17 protein-coding genes are annotated in these 16,449 nt (G+C 62.1%); 3 read left to right on the forward strand and 14 right to left on the reverse strand.

Annotation, left to right across the window (positions count from 1 at the left end):
- Window positions 1–9: 9 nt before the first annotated feature.
- From astD to O3298_RS07890, 5 genes are all read right to left on the reverse strand, one after another.
- Complete coding sequence (astD, locus tag O3298_RS07870) at window positions 10–1,500, reverse strand: succinylglutamate-semialdehyde dehydrogenase (RefSeq protein ID WP_305058935.1); 1,491 nt, start codon at window positions 1,498–1,500, stop codon at window positions 10–12.
- Window positions 1,493–2,545 carry an arginine N-succinyltransferase gene (astA, locus tag O3298_RS07875; RefSeq protein ID WP_305057974.1) on the reverse strand — a complete coding sequence of 351 codons (1,053 nt, stop codon included), beginning with the start codon at window positions 2,543–2,545 and terminating at the stop codon, window positions 1,493–1,495. Before astA ends, astD begins: the two co-directional genes overlap by 8 nt.
- A 13-nt stretch (window positions 2,546–2,558) precedes the next feature.
- Window positions 2,559–3,590, reverse strand: a complete 1,032-nt coding sequence (locus tag O3298_RS07880; protein ID WP_289912683.1) for an arginine N-succinyltransferase — start codon at window positions 3,588–3,590, stop codon at window positions 2,559–2,561.
- Window positions 3,591–3,697: 107 nt separating this feature from the next.
- Window positions 3,698–4,939, reverse strand: a complete 1,242-nt coding sequence (gene astC, locus O3298_RS07885; RefSeq protein ID WP_099666216.1) for an acetylornithine/succinylornithine family transaminase — start codon at window positions 4,937–4,939, stop codon at window positions 3,698–3,700.
- A 141-nt stretch (window positions 4,940–5,080) separates the two neighbouring features.
- The gene (locus O3298_RS07890) at window positions 5,081–6,025 is read right to left on the reverse strand and encodes a GlxA family transcriptional regulator (RefSeq protein WP_305058936.1); all 945 of its coding nucleotides are present in this window, start codon (window positions 6,023–6,025) and stop codon (window positions 5,081–5,083) included.
- A 132-nt stretch (window positions 6,026–6,157) separates the two neighbouring features.
- On the opposite strand from O3298_RS07890, the gene O3298_RS07895 reads away from it, so the two are divergent.
- From O3298_RS07895 to O3298_RS07905, 3 genes are all read left to right on the forward strand, one after another.
- Entirely contained in the window at window positions 6,158–6,592 is a 435-nt protein-coding gene (locus tag O3298_RS07895) for a MarR family transcriptional regulator (RefSeq protein WP_305058937.1), read from the forward strand.
- A gap of 45 nt (window positions 6,593–6,637) precedes the next feature.
- Window positions 6,638–6,922, forward strand: coding sequence for a hypothetical protein (locus O3298_RS07900; protein ID WP_070220679.1), 285 nt, complete (start codon window positions 6,638–6,640; stop codon window positions 6,920–6,922).
- 200 nt (window positions 6,923–7,122) lie between these two features.
- A complete protein-coding gene (locus O3298_RS07905; RefSeq protein ID WP_046684532.1) occupies window positions 7,123–7,971 on the forward strand; it encodes an HDOD domain-containing protein in 849 nt (282 codons plus the stop codon).
- Here O3298_RS07905 and O3298_RS07910 read toward each other — a convergent pair.
- The 9 genes from O3298_RS07910 to queA form a co-directional block, all read right to left on the reverse strand.
- A complete protein-coding gene (locus O3298_RS07910; RefSeq protein ID WP_305058938.1) occupies window positions 7,968–8,132 on the reverse strand; it encodes a hypothetical protein in 165 nt (54 codons plus the stop codon). The two genes, O3298_RS07905 and O3298_RS07910, sit on opposite strands and share 4 nt — an antisense overlap.
- 196 nt (window positions 8,133–8,328) lie before the next feature.
- Entirely contained in the window at window positions 8,329–8,955 is a 627-nt protein-coding gene (locus O3298_RS07915; protein ID WP_305058939.1) for a glutathione S-transferase family protein, read from the reverse strand.
- Between the two features lie 90 nt (window positions 8,956–9,045).
- Entirely contained in the window at window positions 9,046–9,747 is a 702-nt protein-coding gene (locus O3298_RS07920; RefSeq protein ID WP_180278668.1) for a YafY family protein, read from the reverse strand.
- Window positions 9,744–10,493, reverse strand: coding sequence for a hypothetical protein (locus tag O3298_RS07925; RefSeq protein WP_305057969.1), 750 nt, complete (start codon window positions 10,491–10,493; stop codon window positions 9,744–9,746). Before O3298_RS07925 ends, O3298_RS07920 begins: the two co-directional genes overlap by 4 nt.
- A 74-nt stretch (window positions 10,494–10,567) precedes the next feature.
- The gene (gene secF / locus O3298_RS07930; protein ID WP_305057968.1) at window positions 10,568–11,590 is read right to left on the reverse strand and encodes a protein translocase subunit SecF; all 1,023 of its coding nucleotides are present in this window, start codon (window positions 11,588–11,590) and stop codon (window positions 10,568–10,570) included.
- A 90-nt stretch (window positions 11,591–11,680) separates the two neighbouring features.
- A complete protein-coding gene (gene secD / locus O3298_RS07935; protein WP_099666209.1) occupies window positions 11,681–13,546 on the reverse strand; it encodes a protein translocase subunit SecD in 1,866 nt (621 codons plus the stop codon).
- A 97-nt stretch (window positions 13,547–13,643) separates the two neighbouring features.
- Window positions 13,644–13,976 carry a preprotein translocase subunit YajC gene (gene yajC, locus O3298_RS07940; protein WP_077408845.1) on the reverse strand — a complete coding sequence of 111 codons (333 nt, stop codon included), beginning with the start codon at window positions 13,974–13,976 and terminating at the stop codon, window positions 13,644–13,646.
- 196 nt (window positions 13,977–14,172) lie between these two features.
- Window positions 14,173–15,312, reverse strand: coding sequence for a tRNA guanosine(34) transglycosylase Tgt (tgt, locus tag O3298_RS07945; RefSeq protein ID WP_034745502.1), 1,140 nt, complete (start codon window positions 15,310–15,312; stop codon window positions 14,173–14,175).
- Between the two features lie 2 nt (window positions 15,313–15,314).
- Entirely contained in the window at window positions 15,315–16,370 is a 1,056-nt protein-coding gene (gene queA, locus O3298_RS07950) for a tRNA preQ1(34) S-adenosylmethionine ribosyltransferase-isomerase QueA (protein WP_305058940.1), read from the reverse strand.
- Between the last annotated feature and the right edge of the window lie 79 nt (window positions 16,371–16,449).

Raw genomic sequence — 16,449 nt, forward strand, 5'->3', positions numbered from 1 at the left:
GGGATTTCCTTAAAAATTCAGGCCGGGCGACAGCTTGGCTGGCATTTCCAGCGCGCTGTTCTCGATCGAAGCGACCGGGTAGGCGCAGTAATCGGCCGCGTAATACGCGCTCGGACGGTGGTTGCCCGACTTGCCGATGCCGCCGAACGGCGCCGTGCTGGCCGCTCCCGTCGTCGGACGGTTCCAGTTGATGATGCCGGCGCGAGCACGCGTTTGAAAAGTTTGCCACAGGGCCGGATCGTCGGACAAGAGCGCCGCGGCCAGGCCAAATTCGGTGGCGTTGGCCACCTTCAGGGCCGCATCGAAATCGGCCACGCGGATCACCTGCAGCAGTGGACCGAACCACTCTTCGTCGGGGATACCGGCGGCATCGGTGACGTCGACGATACCTGCCGTGACAAAACCCGCCTGCGGATTGAGCTGGCGCATCTGCAGCAAGGTGGTGCCGCCCTTGGCGACCATATCCGCCTGCGCCTGTACCAGGCGCGCGGCCACGGCACTCGATACGACAGGGCCCATGAATGGCTGCGGCTGCGCGTCGGAAGCGCCGATGCCCAGTTTCGCGGCCACTTCCACCAGGCGCTCGACAAACGCGGCACCGGCGGCGTTGTCCTGCACCACCAGGCGGCGCGCACAGGTGCAGCGCTGGCCGGCGGAGACAAAGGCGGAGAAAATCGCGTGGTGCACGGCCGCGTCCACGTCCTTCACGTCCCACACGACGAGGGCATTGTTGCCGCCCATTTCCAGCGCCAGCATCTTGCCCGGCTGGCCGCCGAACTGGCGGTGAAGGCTTATGCCCGTCTGGCAGGAACCCGTAAACAGCACGCCGTCAAGGTGCGCATTGGCGCCCAACGCGACGCCCGTGTCGCGCCCGCCGTTGACGAGGTTGACGACGCCATCCGGCAAGCCGGCCTGCTGCCACAGCTGCACGGTTTTGATGGCCGTGCGCGGCGCATATTCGCTGGGCTTGAAGACGATGGTGTTACCGGCGATCAGGGCCGGCACGATGTGCCCGTTCGGCAGGTGGCCGGGGAAATTGTACGGGCCGAAGACGCCGAACACGCCATGCGGACGGTGGCGCAGCACGGCGTCGCCGTCGGCGATCTTGCTTTGCGTGATGCCCGTGCGCGCGTTGTACGACTGCACCGAGATATCGATCTTGTTGGCCATGGTGGCCACTTCCGTGCGCGATTCCCACAGCGGTTTGCCCACTTCTTCCGAGATCAGCAGCGCCAGCGCTTCGGCGTGCTCCTTCAGCAGCTCGCGGAAGCGCACGCAGATGGCGATGCGTTCTTCGACGGGCGTATCGGCCCATGCTTCAAAGGCGGCGCGGGCGGCCTGGCAAGCCTGCTCCACTTCGTTTTCCGTCGCTTCCAGGCTGGCCCAGGTCTGCTTGCCGTTCGACGGGTCGATGGTGAGCAGTTCGCGGCCCGTGCCTGGCAGCCAGGCGCCGTTGATGAAGTTCGATGCTGCGGTAGACGAATTAAATACGTTAGACATGGGGATGCTTCCTCGGGTTGAGTGACAAGGTGCGCACGGTGTCGCCGTGATGGCAGCGCAGCAAATGCAGTTCATCGTCGTCCAGCGCGATCTTGCCGCTGTGCGGATTGGCGCTGGTGACGATCATGCGGAAATCTTTCAGGTCGGTATTCGACACCAGGTAAGGCTCGGCCTGGACGGCATCGCCGCACACTTCAGGCGCAGCCTCGGCGTCAAGCACGGCCGGCATGCTGTCGCGCATGGCGCGCAACTCGGACACGCGCGCCTGCAGCACGGGACCGGCGTCGAAAATGTCGACATAGCCTTCGAAGTGCAAGCCTTCCTGCTCCAGCAGGCGGCGCGCGGGCGCCGTGCTCAGATGCACCTTGCCGATGACTTCCTGCGCCTCGTCGGGCAGGTAGGCCACGTACATGGGCTGGCGGGGCATCAACTCGGCGATGAAGGATTTTTTACCGAGGCTCGTCAAGTCGTCGACGTGGTGGAAATCCATCTTGAAGAAGTGGCGCCCCAGACCCTCGTAGAATGGCGAGCTGCCGTCCGGCGCCTGGTAGCCGCGCATCTCCGCGATCAACTTTTCCGTGAACAGGTGGGGGAACTGGGCGATGAAGAGGAAGCGGCTTTTCGACAGCAGCTTGCCGTTGTTGCCGCTGCGGTAATCGGGATGCAAAAACAGCGAGCACAGTTCCGTGCTGCCCGTCAGGTCGTTCGACAGGTACAAGGTTTCCATGCGCGTAAACACGTCAAGTTCGCGGCTGGAATGGACCAGGGTGCCGATGCGGTAGTTATAGAACGGTTCTTCCAGGCCCACGGCGCCCTTGATGGCGCACACGCCGGCTAGGCGGCCGGTATCCGTATCCTCCATGACGAACATGTAGTCGCGCTTTTCGGGCGGGATGGTTTCGGCGAACGAAGCGCAGGCGATGGCCAGGCGGTCACCCAGCATTTTCATATCCGGCTTGAGGGTGGTCATGCCGGTGCCGACCTGGCTGGCCAAGCCGTACAGGGCGTCCAGGTCAGAAGCGTTGATGGCGCGTACTACTAGCATAATGTTCTCTCGGTTAAATGCGCACGCAAATGACGCTGTCGCCTTCGGCCACGGCCAGCGCCTCCAGCAGCTCTGGCGGCAAGCCGACGGTGTCCTGCGCTTCGAGCGCATCGCAGGTAAAGGTGACGGCGCGGAAGTTGCGCTCTGCGCCCGAAGCGACCGCGTAATGCACTTTCAGGCCCGTGCGGCTGGGCGTGACGCCTGCGACGACGCGGCGCGTGAGCGAGCCCGTAAACGAGCGCAGCGCATGCTTGTGCGCCTGCAGGATCGGGCCGCCATCGAAGATGTCGATGTAATCGTCGGCTTCAAAGCCTTCTTCCGTCAGCAGATTGAAAGCCAGTTCGCCGCTCGGGTGGATCTGGCCCATGGCCGCCTGCGCGTCGCCGGGCAGCAGCGGCACGTACACGGGGTAATGCGGCATCAGTTCGACGATCAGGGTGCGGTTGCGGGCACCGCCGATGACTTTTTCGGCATCGAGGAAATCCATCTGGAAGAATTTTCGGCCCAGCGCATCCCAGAACGGCGACTGGCCGTCGGCATCCGTGATGCCGGCCAGCGGCACGAAGAAGCGGTCGCCGAAACGGTGCGGCGCCAGCACGGCAAACAGCAGCCGCGCGCGCGACAGCAAGGCCGCTTCCAGGCCCGCCTGCTCCATGTTGCGCACATAGAAACCGGACAGCTGCGAATACGCCGTCAGCTCCGAACACAGGGTCAGCGCATGCACGCTGTGGCTGATATTCAGGTCACGCGAAACTTGCTGGATGACGTCGTTGCGAAAGGAAAAATAGGTGCCGTTCGAGCCGGCCGAGGCAAAGATGGCGGCCGTACCGGCGATGCTCTTGTCGAGCAGGGATTCAAGCACGAAGAGATACGATTCTTCGCTGGGGATGTCGACATGGGCGGCAAACGAGGCGATGGAGCGCTCGACGGAGGCGGCGATTTTTTCGCGCGTCTTCGGCAGGGTATGGACACCCGGCATGGTTACCGCGGCCAGCGCTTCGAGGGCTGCAATATCCGCAATTTCTACCGGACGGACAACATACATGGGTACTCCTTCAATGCTGACGATACATGGGCTGAAAACCCGGGTAGAACCAAGCCGGCCCGCAGCAAAGCGGCGGGCCGGTGATCAAACAGGGAGCTAGGCTAGCCTCAGGCTTTCAGCATGCCGTCGATGGCGACGCGCAGCAGACGGCCCGCTTCGGCGATCTGTTCGTCCGAGACGATCAGGGCCGGCGCCAGGCGCACCACGTCCATGCCGGCGATCAGCACCATCAAGCCTTGCGCTTCGGCCGCTTTCTGGATGTCTTTCGCGCGGCCCTTGAAGGCATCGGTGACGACCAGGCCCAGCAGCAAACCGCTGCCGCGCACGACGGAGAACACTTGCGGGTAATCCGTGATCAAGCCTTGCAGCATGGCGATGGTGTTGACGCTCGCTTCTTTCACGCGGGCCAGGAACGCCGGCGTGTTGATCGTTTCCAGCACGGTCAGGGCCACGGTGGCGGCCAGCGGGTTGCCGCCGTAGGTGGTGCCGTGGGTGCCGACGGCCAGGGTTTGCGCCAGTTCATTCGTGGTCAGCATGGCGCCGATCGGGTAGCCGTTGCCCAGCGCCTTGGCGGCCGTCAGGATGTCCGGCGTGACGCCGTAGCCCATATAGGCGAACAACGCGCCAGTGCGGCCCATGCCGCTCTGGACTTCGTCGAAAATCAGCAGGGCGCCCGTCTTGTCGCACAGGGCGCGCAGCTCCTTGAGGAATTCCGGATTGCCTGGCACCACGCCGCCTTCGCCTTGTACCGGCTCGACGATCACGGCGCACACGTCATCGCCGATGGCGGCGCGCGCCGCTTCGATGTCGTTGTAGGCGATGTGGTCGATCGACGGCGGCAGCGGCTCGAAGCCTTCCGTGTACTTGGCCTGGCCGCCGACAGAGACCGTAAACAGGGTGCGGCCGTGGAAGGAGCTGAAGCACGAGATGATGCGCGACTTGTGCGCGCCAAACTTGGTGTGCGCATACTTGCGCGCCAGTTTCAGGGCCGCTTCGTTGGCTTCCGCGCCCGAGTTGCAGAAGAAGGCGCGGTCGGCGAAGGTCGCTTCCGTCAGGGCCAGCGCCAGGCGCAGGACAGGCTCATTGGTGTAGCCGTTGCCCAAATGCCACAAATTATTGATTTGCTTGGTCAGCACGTCGACCAGGGCCGGATGGCAATGACCCAGGCTGTTGACGGCGATGCCGGAGGTGAAATCGAGGTAATGCTTGCCTGACTGGTCCCACAGATCCAGGCCGGAACCGCGCACGGGCACCATGGCAGCAGGGGCGTAGGTAGGAACGAGGACCTGGTCAAAGGTTTCCCGGGTGACTGGACGAGCCGTTACGGTCGAATCAAGCTTGGCATTCATAGCATTTCCCCATCAATATGTTAGGTACTCCGCAGCTACGACAGCTACGTGTGTACTGCATTATAAAAAGCGGGATGCTAAAACTCTTTTGAATCTGCGACAAGGATTTTCACAATTCATCACAGCTGCCTTGACGCGGGGCTAGGCCGGTGGCATCAGCTTGCGCTGCCGCTCTTCACGGGGGGTGTTGCCAAATAAAGTGCCAAACGCCGTGGAAAAGTGCGAACCGGAGGAAAAGCCGCACATCAGGCCAACTTGCACGATGGAATAATGTGTATCAAGCAATAATTGCCGCGAGCGCTGCAGGCGCAGCTCCAGGTAGTAGCGCGACGGCAGGCTGCCCAGGTATTGCTTGAACAGCCGCTCGAGCTGGCGCCGCGACAGGCCCACCAGGCTGGCGATGTCATCGGTCGACAGCGGTTCTTCGATATTGGCTTCCATCAAGGTCACCGCTTCGGACAATTTCGGCTGCAGCACGCCGAAACGCGCCTGCAGGGCCACGCGCTGGCGCTCTTCCTTGCCGCGCACCTTGTCCACGCACAACGCTTCCTTGACGAGCGCCTGCACGTCGGCGCCAAAGATGGTCTCGATCAGGGTCAGCGAAAAATCGATGCTGGCCGCGCCGCCGCAGCAGGTGACGTGCGGACCGTCGATATCGAACAAATGCGGCGTCAAGATGGCCCGTTCGGCCTTCGCTTCCGCATCGGCGTACAAGGCCCAGGGCAAGGCGATGCGCACGCCATCCATGACGCCCGCGTCGGCCAGCCACAGCACGGCAGCACCCACGCCGCCCCAGAATGGCGCCGAGCGGCAGCGTTCGATCACGGCCCGGCACAGCTCGGCGCGAAGCGGCGCCTCCGTTTCATCGGCCACCAGCAGTGCGATATGCCAGTTGCCGCCCTGCGCGGCCACCTGTTCCGGCGTGCGCACGTCCAGCTGCAGGGCGTCCGGTCCCAGCGCCCGCGCGCACAGGCGCAGCGGCTGCACCAGGCCTGCCCAGGTAATCGATTCGGCATCGCCGGCATGCACCAGCAGCAAACGCAGCGGTTTGTCGAGGCCGATACGGGAAAGATTAGCGAAGGACATCGGCGAGGCGGGCCAGGGGCAAGGGCTGAGTTGCCCACATGATACCGGACTTCCGCCCCATCGAGCCCCTCATGCAAGGGCACATCCTGGCGCGGCGGAAAAAAGCGGGGCGGAAGGATATAATCTCTCCCCATGGGTGAACGATATTTAAAAAGTATCCGGCTGCTGGCCGAATGCATGCAAGGCTTCGAGCGGTTTTCTGGCGACTTCGTGCGCCAGTACGGCTTGACGCATGCGCAATTCGACATCATCGCCACGCTCGGCAACACCTGTGGCATGTCCTACAAGGAACTGGGCCAGAAAACCCTGATCACCAAGGGTACCTTGACGGGCGTGGTGGACCGGCTGGAACAAAAGGGGCTGGTGATCCGCGAACGTTGTCCACGCGACAAGCGTTCCTATTACGTGCGCCTGAGCTGCGCGGGCGAACACGTGTTCCATGACGTGTTCCCCAAACTGACAAAACAGGGCCAGCGCCTGTTCGACGGCTATACCGAAGACGATTTCATGCGCCTGGAAATCACCCTGGCGGGCTTGAAGCACGCCATCGCCAACGGCCACGGCTGACCATACACCAAGCACAGACATTCAAACAAGACAAAGGAAACCAAGTTGAAAACCACACTGCTCGAAGGCAAAAAGCCAGCTCATTTCGATAAACACATCATCGGCAACCTGCTGCTCAACGCCAGCACGCCGGAACTGGTGCGCCAGGAAAAACTGATCATCGGCGTGCGCAACGAAGACGGCGAAATCTACCGCCTGATCGGCGCCACCAAGCACAATAGCTTCATGAACGCCGTCGAGGAATTGTTCGACCTGGGCCTGACGGATGAACTGGAAGACAGCGACGAGCTGGTTGAAGGCTGTGACGCCATCTTCAGCGAAGCTCTGTAGCAGCGCTTTCGACAGGACCTGCTGCGCGATGGTCCTGTCCAGCGCTGTGACGATCGCTGTCGTTAAAAAAGGCATGCCACCAATATAGGGGCATGCCTTTTTTCGTTTACGGGGCAGTTGCTTGCCTTTTGCTAAGCTGTTTGCGAAAAGATCATGGTTAAAAAGTTCCGCACGGAAATATTGCGAGTATAATTTTTTCAATGAACAGACTCGACGCCTTTAAAAGCATCGCCGCACAAGCCGCTCGTGGCGAGCTGACCTTTCCTGCCAATGTGGACGCTTCGCTCAAGCTGCAAGAGGCGCTGGCCGATCCCGACTGCCATATCGAAGCCGCAGCCAAACTGGTGCAGGCTGACCCGCTGCTGGCCGCGCGTACGGTGGCCATCGCCAATTCCGTGGCGTTCAACCGTTCCGGCAATGAAATCACCAGCGTGCGCAACGCCGTGCAGCGGCTCGGCGTGCGTACCCTGCAGTCGGTGGTGGCATCGCTGATCGTGCGCCAGCTGGGCAGCACCATCACCGATCCCGTGCTGCAAGCGAAGGCCAACCAGTTGTGGGAGCATACGGCGCATGTGGCGGCCCTGTCGCAGGTACTGGCCCGCCGCGTCACCAAGGTGGACCCCGATACGGCCCTGTTTGCCGGCATCATGCATGAAGTGGGCGGGTTTTATCTGCTGTCGCGCGCGGCCGAATTCCCCGGCATCCTCGACGGCGAACCGGAGGACTGGGTCGAACATGGCGAACAAGCCATCGGCCATGGCGTCCTGACCAAACTGAAGGTGCCGGAAGCCGTGATGGGCGCCATCGATGCGCTGTGGGAAGGCTTGCGCGCCATTCCGCCCGAATCGCTGGGCGACACCCTGCTGCTGGCGAATGACCTGGCGCCCGTCTCGTCGCCCCTCAACGAAAGCCCGGCCGCCATCGCCGTACGGGCCGCCCGCGCCGCGCGCAGCATCGATTGCCTGATCGGCGACGATGCGACCTTGTCGAGCATCATGGAAGAATCGGACGATGAAGTGCAGTCGCTGCTGAAGGTGCTCGTGCACTAGCCTGCCGGCTTGCTGGCCGCTGGCGGCGGTGCCGTCGGCTTGACCGTGTCGACGATCAGCACATGCTTGTCCATGGCCTGCGTTCCCTGCTTTTGCTGGACGACCTGCGTGGCGACCGCCTTGGTACTCAACAGGGGTTTCGGATGGCGTGGCATGAACATAGCGTACCTGCTGGCAGTGGGAGAGGCCCCATATGTGCAGCAAGTATCAAATTATCAAGCCCCCCTCAAACACCGGACAAAAAAAACCCGCTCGAAAGCGGGTAAAGTCCAAAGCTAGGGATGTCCTGAAAGAGACAGCCCTATCTTATGCGTTGCGCCGCGCCAGCTCCGTGCGCTGGCACACTTAGCGCGCAGATTATCCCGGCGATAGCTGCACGTCCGTTTCCTGCCAGGCGCGCAGCTGCCGCACACGGGCAAACCACGCCTGGATATGCTGGTACTGCGCCAGCGGCAGCCGCACGGCCTCGCTGTACATCAGCGGCGCGGCCACGGCGAAATCGGCCAGGGTCACCTCTTCTCCGCTGAGCCAGCCGCGTCCCGCCAGATGCGCGTCCAGCACCACGGCGCACTCATGCAGATCGCGCTCGCCGCGCGCCTCTTCCAGCGGATCCGCCGGACCATTGCCCGTCATACCCTTCCAGGCGCGTTCCCAGGCCAGCACGCTGATGGCGGGCGCGAAGTGCTGCGCGGCCCAGAACAGCCAGCGGTTGACGTCGGCGCGGGCTTGCGGCGCCTGCGGATAAATCGTCTGGCCCGGCACCTGCTCGGCCAGGTATTGCATGATGGCGCACGATTCCCACAGCAGAAAAGCGCCATCGGCCAGCACGGGGACCTTGCCGTTCGGATTCAACTCGGACAGACGGCGGCGGTCATCCGCATTCATCAGGTCGACTTCCGCCAGTTCCAGCGGCAGGCCGAGGTGGATCGCCGTCATCAGGGCACGGCGGGCATTCGAGGACATGGGGTGGTGGTACAGGCGCATGGCAGATGGCTCCGGTGAGTGAAGAAGCCACCATCGTAGTCGCCGTCACTGACAGTTTTTGTCAGGAGCGGATGTCAGGATTCCGGGGCGCTAGCTTTCCGGATCAATCTCGTGCGCCTTGCGCCAGGCATCCAGCAGCACATGGCGCCGCGTGGGATAGCGTTCGTCATGCTGCTGCACGCTGGCGATGCGGTCGATGCGGAAATGCCGGTAATCGCCGCGCAGCTCGCACCACGCGGCCAGCAGGCGCTTGCCTTCGAAAAACGCCAGGGCAAACGGCCACACCGTGCGCGAGGTGGCGCTGCCATGCTCATCCTGATAGCCCAGGGTGAGCTTTTGTTCGTAGCGGATGGCCTCGCGCACGGGCTGCACGTAGCGGTCGGCAGGCTGCGTGCCATCGGCGGGGCGCCCCAGCGGTACCCACAAGCTGGTCTCCGCCATGCTGTCGCGCAAGTCGCGCGGCGAGGCGGCCGCGATCTTCGCCAAGGCATTGCTGGCCGCCTGCGCCAGGCCCGCATCACCCTGCCGGCGTACCCAGCGCGCGCCCAGCACCAGCGCTTCCAGTTCATCGGCGCCAAACATCAGCGGCGGCAAGAAGGCGCCACGGCGCAGCACATAGCCGATGCCGGCCTCGCCCTGCAGGGGCGCGCCTAATTCGGCCAGGGTCTGGATATCGCGATAAATCGTGCGCTCGGAAACGCCCAGCTGCTGCGCCAGCTGGGCCGCCGTGACGGGCACGCGCCTGGCGCGCATGGCGTCCATCAGCAGGAACAGGCGGCCGCTGCGGCTCATGGACAGGCCTGCAAAGCCTGGTCGCCCATGACCAGGGCCGACAGGGCCGGCACGTACAGATAGCCGTCGGACGCCAGGCGCGCCGCGCGCGTCCCCTCTTGCACGCCGGTGATGCCGTAGCAGCGCTGCAGCCGGCCGGCGGCTGGCCACCAGTAGACGGCCGCCTCCTGGTCGGGAAAGCGCTGACGCACGCTCTCGGCCTGCTCCGCCACTTGCCGGAAATCGCGGTAAAAGGCGGGCGAGATGCCCAGCTCCGCGGCAAACGCCGTTTCCAGCGCTGCCGTCTCTGCCAATTGGGCCGCCAGCGTCGCCGTTTCACGGTCAAGCGCATCGGCCGGCACGCCCGCCTCGACCAGGCTGCGGCGCATGCGCTCCGGGCCAGCCTGCGCGCGCAGGAACGCCGATTCCTGCAGCGCCAGCACGGCACCGGCGGGGATATGCACATGGCGCGCGGCCGGGAAGACGTACAGCGCGCAGCTGCCCGCGCAGACGGTGTCGACGGACAAGTCCCACTGCTGCTGACGCAGGTAGCGCCCCAGCAACATGGCCGCCTGCGGATCGCCGCCGTCGCTATTCACGCGCAACAACACGGTGCCCGGCGTGGCCAGCAGCCGCACCTTCTCCACATCACCGCCAGCGATGGCGCCGCGCAGGACGATGACATCGCCGGCCACCCGGCTGACATCCGCCGCGCCGGCCAGCGCGTTCACGCCCATCATCGCCGCCATCCATAAAAAACGCTTCATCATCATCCATCACAAAAAAAAACGACCACCGCGAGGGGTGATCGTTCTTGGGTTCGCTGTGCAAAAACCTGCGTTTACACCACGGCGCCGTCGGTTTCGTCTTTTTCCTTGATCGGCTTGATCAAGTCTTCGCGCTTGACGCCCAGCCACATGGCGATCGAGGCCGCGACGAACACGGAGGAGTAAATACCGAAGCAGATACCGATGGTCAGCGCCAGCGCGAAATGGTGCAGGGTCTGGCCGCCGAAGACCAGCATCGACAGCACCATCATCTGGGTCGAGCCGTGGGTGATGATGGTACGCGAAATGGTGCTGGTGATCGCGTTGTCGATCACTTCATGCACGGAAGCCTTGCGCTGCTTGCGGAAGTTTTCGCGGATACGGTCAAAGATCACCACCGATTCGTTGACGGAATAACCGAGCACCGCCAGGATGGCCGCCAGCACCGTCAGCGAGAATTCCCACTGGAAGAAGGCAAAGAAGCCCAGGATGATCACCACGTCATGCAAGTTGGCGATAATCGCCGACACGGCGTATTTCCATTCGAAGCGCACGGCCAGGTAGATCATCACAAACACGACAACCATCACCAGCGCGTTCAAGCCGTTCTGCGTCAGTTCCTCGCCCACTTGCGGGCCGACGAATTCGACTTTCTGCAGTACTACCGCTTCGTTGCCGGCAGGGTCCACGCAGGCGGTCTTGATGACGTGCTCGCCCTTGTCGGTGACGGTATCGATGCCCTTGGTCGTGCCTTGCTCGGCCTTGCACAGCGTTTCAAACACGCGCTGCGAGGTATTCGCGGCAGTCACGCCCTTTTCCACCGGCAGGCGTATCATCACGTCGCGCGCCGTATCGAAGCTGGTCACGCCCGGCTCTTCATAGCCGAGGCCGATCAGGGTGCCGCGTATGCCTTCAAGGTTGGCCGCTTTCGGGTATTTGACCTCCATCAGGGTGCCGCCCTTGAATTCCACGGACAGGTGCAAGCCCTTGTGGAACAAGAAGAAGACGGCGGCAATGAAGGTCACGGCCGAAATGACGTTGAAAATCAACGCATGGCGCATGAAGGGAATATCTTTTTTGATCCGGAAAAATTCCATGAAATCCTCTGAGTTCTATTCTGTGCGTCCGGCGGCTGGGCCGCAGGACGCTATCGCTGTTGACGCTATTCGGTAAGTCGGAGCCCTGGCTTATTTGCTCGTGCCCGGTACCCAGACCGTGCCGATCGACAAGGTCGTCAGCTTTTTCTTGCGGCCATACCAGAGGTTGACCACGCCGCGCGAGACGAAAACGGAGGAGAACATCGAGGTCAGGATACCCAGGCAATGCACAACAGCGAAGCCGCGCACGGGACCGCTACCGAAGGCCAGCAGTGCCAGGCCGACGATCAGGGTGGTCACGTTCGAATCGAGAATCGTGGCCCAGGCGCGGTCGAAGCCGGCGGCGATCGCCGCTTGCGGCGTATTGCCGGCGCGCAGCTCTTCGCGGATACGTTCATTGATCAGCACGTTGGCGTCAATCGCCATGCCCAGCGCCAGCGCGATAGCGGCGATACCTGGCAAGGTCAGCGTCACCTGAATCATCGACAGCAAGCCGACCAGCAGCAGCAGGTTGGTGGCCAGGGCCAGTACGCTGAAGGCGCCGAACAGCATGTAATAGGCGATCATGAAGATGGCGATGGCGATGAAGCCGTACAGGGTCGAGTGGAAGCCCTTGGCGATGTTTTCCGCGCCCAGCTGCGGTCCGATCGTGCGTTCTTCGATGACGGTCATCGGTGCGGACAGGGCGCCCGAGCGCAGCAGCAGCGCCAGTTCATTCGCGTTTTCCGCGCCGCCCATGCCTGTGATCTGGAAGCGCGAACCGAGTTCCTGCTGGATCGTCGCAACCGACAGCACTTCCGGCTTGCCTTTTTCAAACAGCACGATGGCCATGCGCTTGCCGACGCGTTCGCGCGTCGCTTCGCGCATCTTGCGTCCGCCGTCGCCATTCAGGTCGATCGACACGGCCGCTTGCTGATTCTGGTCGAAGCTGGCCGTGGCGCTGGAGATATAGTCGCCCGTCAGGATCACGTCTTTCGCCAGCACGACAGGGACGCCCTTACCGACGGTGAACAGTTCCGAGTTGAACGGGATGGCGCTCGACAGTTCTGTACCAGGCACGATGGTTTCATCGACCAGGCGCACTTCCAGGGTGGCCGTGCGGCCGATGATGGCCTTCGCGCGGGCCACGTCCTGCACACCAGGCAATTGCACCACGATGCGGTCAGGGCCTTGCTGCTGGATCAGCGGCTCGGCCACGCCCAGCTCGTTGACGCGCTTGGACAGGGTGGAGATATTCTGTTTTACGCCTTCGTCGATGGTTGCCTTCAGGGCCGCCGGTTTCAGGGTGATGTTCAGTTTCAAATCGCTGCCTTCGCCCGCATCGGCGAACGCCAGCTCCGTCATCTGGTCGGACAGGACATTTTTTGCCTTCAGGCGCGTCTCGGCGTCACGGAAGTTGATTTGCACGCTGTCGCCCACGCGCTCGATGCCGGCGTGGCGGATATTCTTGTCACGCAACACGCTACGCGCGGCGGACTGGACGCCCTGGACTTTCTTGTTCAGTACGGCTTTCGCATCGACCTGCATCAGGAAGTGCACGCCACCGCGCAAATCCAGGCCCAGGAACATGGGCAAGGCATGCAATTTTTGCATCCACATCGGCGTATTGGCTTGCAGGTTGACCGTCACGATGAACGCGGGATCGGTGGAATCGGGGTTCAGATCCTTTTCCAGCACCAGTTTTGCCTTGAACTGGGTATCGGGATCGGCAAAACGCACGCGCACGGAGGCGAGATTGCCGGCACCATCCATGGTGACACCTTCCGACTTGACGTTCTCTTTCGTCAATATTTGCTCGACTTGCGTCATCAACTCGCCCGTCACTTTGACGGTCGACTTGCCGCTGGTTACTTGCAGCGCCGGTGACTCACCGAAATAGTTGGGCGCCGTATAGAGTGCGCCCAGCAATAAGGCGACGACGATGATGATGTATTTCCAGGCAGGATAGCGATTCATAGTGATTCAGCGTTCAGTGTTGAGCGTCGGAGGCGTCGCGAGGGGCGGCCGATAGCCGCCCCGGATCTATCATTGCCAAGGCAATGACAGCGAGGAATTACAGCGCCTTCAGGGTGCCTTTAGGCAGCAAGGTGGTGATGGAGCTCTTTTGCACCGTGATTTCGGTGCCGGCCGCCACTTCGATGGTGACGTAAGCGTCCACTACCTTGGAAACACGGCCCAGCATGCCGCCGGCGGTGACGACTTCGTCACCCTTGGCCAGCGCGTCCATCATCGCCCGTTGTTCTTTGGCGCGTTTTTGCTGTGGGCGGATCATCAGGAAATACATGACCACGAACATCAATACCAGCGGCAGGAAGCTGGTCAGGTTGCCGCCGAGGCCCAGGGCTTCGGTTGGGGCTTGCGCATAAGCGTTGGAAATGAAAAACACGGTGACTCCAGTTCTAATCAGTTTGAAAAAATAGCGCTGTATTCTAGCATTGGCTATACGTCATAACCCGAATTGCAGGCATGGCAACTTTAAATGGGGCTAAAAAAGCATTATGCAATGCTTTATCGCCCCAGTCCAAGCACCAATACACAAAACTTCCGGCCATGCCGCAGCCAGGGCTCAAGCTAAGCTTTTCTTAAGTTCCGCGTGCGCGTTCCGCATGGAATTGCAGGGTAAACGCGTGGAAACGGTCTTCGTCCAGCGCCTCGCGCATCTGGCGCATCAAGTCCAGGTAATAATGCAGGTTGTGGATGGTGTTCAGGCGCGCGCCGAGGATTTCCTTGGACCGGTGCAAATGGTGCAGGTACGCGCGCGAGAAATTGCGGCAAGCGTAGCAGCTGCAGGTCTCGTCCAGCGGCGCCTGGTCTTCCTTGTACTTGGCGTTCTTGATCTTGATGTCGCCAAAACGGGTAAACAGCCAGCCATTGCGGGCGTTACGCGTCGGCATGACGCAGTCGAACATGTCGATGCCGTTCGACACGCCCGCCACCAGGTCTTCCGGCGTACCCACGCCCATCAGATAATGCGGCTTGTTGGCAGGCAAGCGCGGGCCCACGTGGGCCAGCATGCGCATCATGTCTTCCTTCGGCTCGCCGACGGACAGGCCGCCGATGGCGATGCCGGGGAAATCGATCTCTTCCAGCTTGGCCAGCGACTCGTCGCGCAGCATTTCGAACATGCCGCCCTGCACGATGCCAAACAGCGCATTCGGGTTTTCGCCGCGGTGGAACTCATCCTTCGAGCGCTGCGCCCAGCGCAGGGACATGCGCATGGACTTGGCCGCTTCCTCGATGGTGGCCGGACGGCCCTGGATTTCGTACGGCGTGCATTCGTCGAACTGCATGACGATGTCGGAATTCAAGACGCGCTGCACCTGCATCGACACTTCCGGCGAGAGGAACAGTTTATCGCCATTGATGGGCGAATTGAAATGCACACCCTCTTCCGTGATCTTGCGCATGGCGCCCAGCGAAAACACCTGGAAGCCGCCCGAATCCGTCAAGATCGGCTTGTTCCAGCCCATGAAGCCATGCAAGCCGCCGAATTTCTCCATGACGGTGTTGCCTGGACGCAACCACAGGTGAAACGTGTTACCCAGGATGATCTGCGCGTCGATCTCGTTGAGTTCCAGCGGCGACATGGCCTTCACGGAACCGTAAGTGCCCACTGGCATGAAGATCGGCGTCTGCACGACGCCATGGTTGAGTTTCAAGGTGCCGCGGCGTGCCTTGGTCAGGCCGCTCGTGTCGGTCTTGAGAAGGGTAAATTCCAGCATTCTTATTCTTTCACGGTATGGGTAAGGTTCAGCGCAGCGCGCGATTGCGTGGTGAGCAGCATCGCGTCGCCATAGCTGAAGAAACGGTAGTTCTGCGCGATCGCATGCGCGTAGGCGCTGCGGATCGGCTCATAGCCGGCAAAGGCCGACACCAGCATCAGCAGGGTCGATTTCGGCAAATGGAAGTTGGTGATCAGGCGCGTCACCGTCTTGAACGCATAGCCGGGCGTGATGAACAGGGCCGTATCGGCGCTGCCCGCCACCAGCTGGCCGCTTTGCGAGGCCGATTCCAGCGCGCGCAGGCTGGTCGTGCCGACTGCGACCACGTCGCGCCCGGCAAGCTGGGCGGCGCGCACGGCGTCGACGGTTTCCTGCGGCATGGTGTACCACTCGGTATGCATCTTGTGTTCGGCCAGCACCTCCGTGCGCACGGGCTGGAAGGTGCCGGCGCCCACGTGCAGGGTCACATAGGCAAAGTTGACGCCCTTCGCTTTCAGCTGGTCGAGCAGGGCCTGGTCGAAATGCAGGCCGGCCGTCGGTGCCGCCACGGCGCCGGGCACCTTGTTGAACACGGTCTGGTAGCGCGTTTCGTCAAATTCGTCCGCATCGTGCTCGATATAGGGCGGCAGCGGCAAACGGCCATGCGCCTCGATCAGCTCGAACACGTCGGCGTCGAAGTGCAGCGTAAAGAATTCGCCGGCGCGCTGGCCGACGGTCACGTCGAAGGCATCGGCCAGGCGGATGCGGCAACCGGGCGGCGGCGACTTCGAGGCGCGCACCTGGGCCAGCACGGTGCGGTCATCGAGCACGCGCTCGACGAGGGCCTCGATCTTGCCGCCGCTTTCCTTGACGCCAAAGAAGCGCGCTTTGAGCACGCGCGTATCGTTCATCACCAGCAGGTCGCCCGCCTGCAACAGCCCGACGATATCGGCAAAGCTGCGGTCAACCAGGGTGTCGCCGTCCAGATGCAACAGGCGCGAGGCGCTGCGCTCGGCCAACGGAGTTTGCGCAATGTTTTCTTGCGGCAAATTAAAATCGAAATCGGAAAGCGAATACATGCGTTTTGCTTCAAAAGTACGTCAAAAATGATTAGGAGTGCGCAATGGAACATCTGGCACTATACTGTGCGCCTATACA

Source organism: Janthinobacterium sp. SUN137 (assembly GCF_030587265.1).
Lineage (GTDB): Bacteria > Pseudomonadota > Gammaproteobacteria > Burkholderiales > Burkholderiaceae_D > Janthinobacterium > Janthinobacterium kumbetense.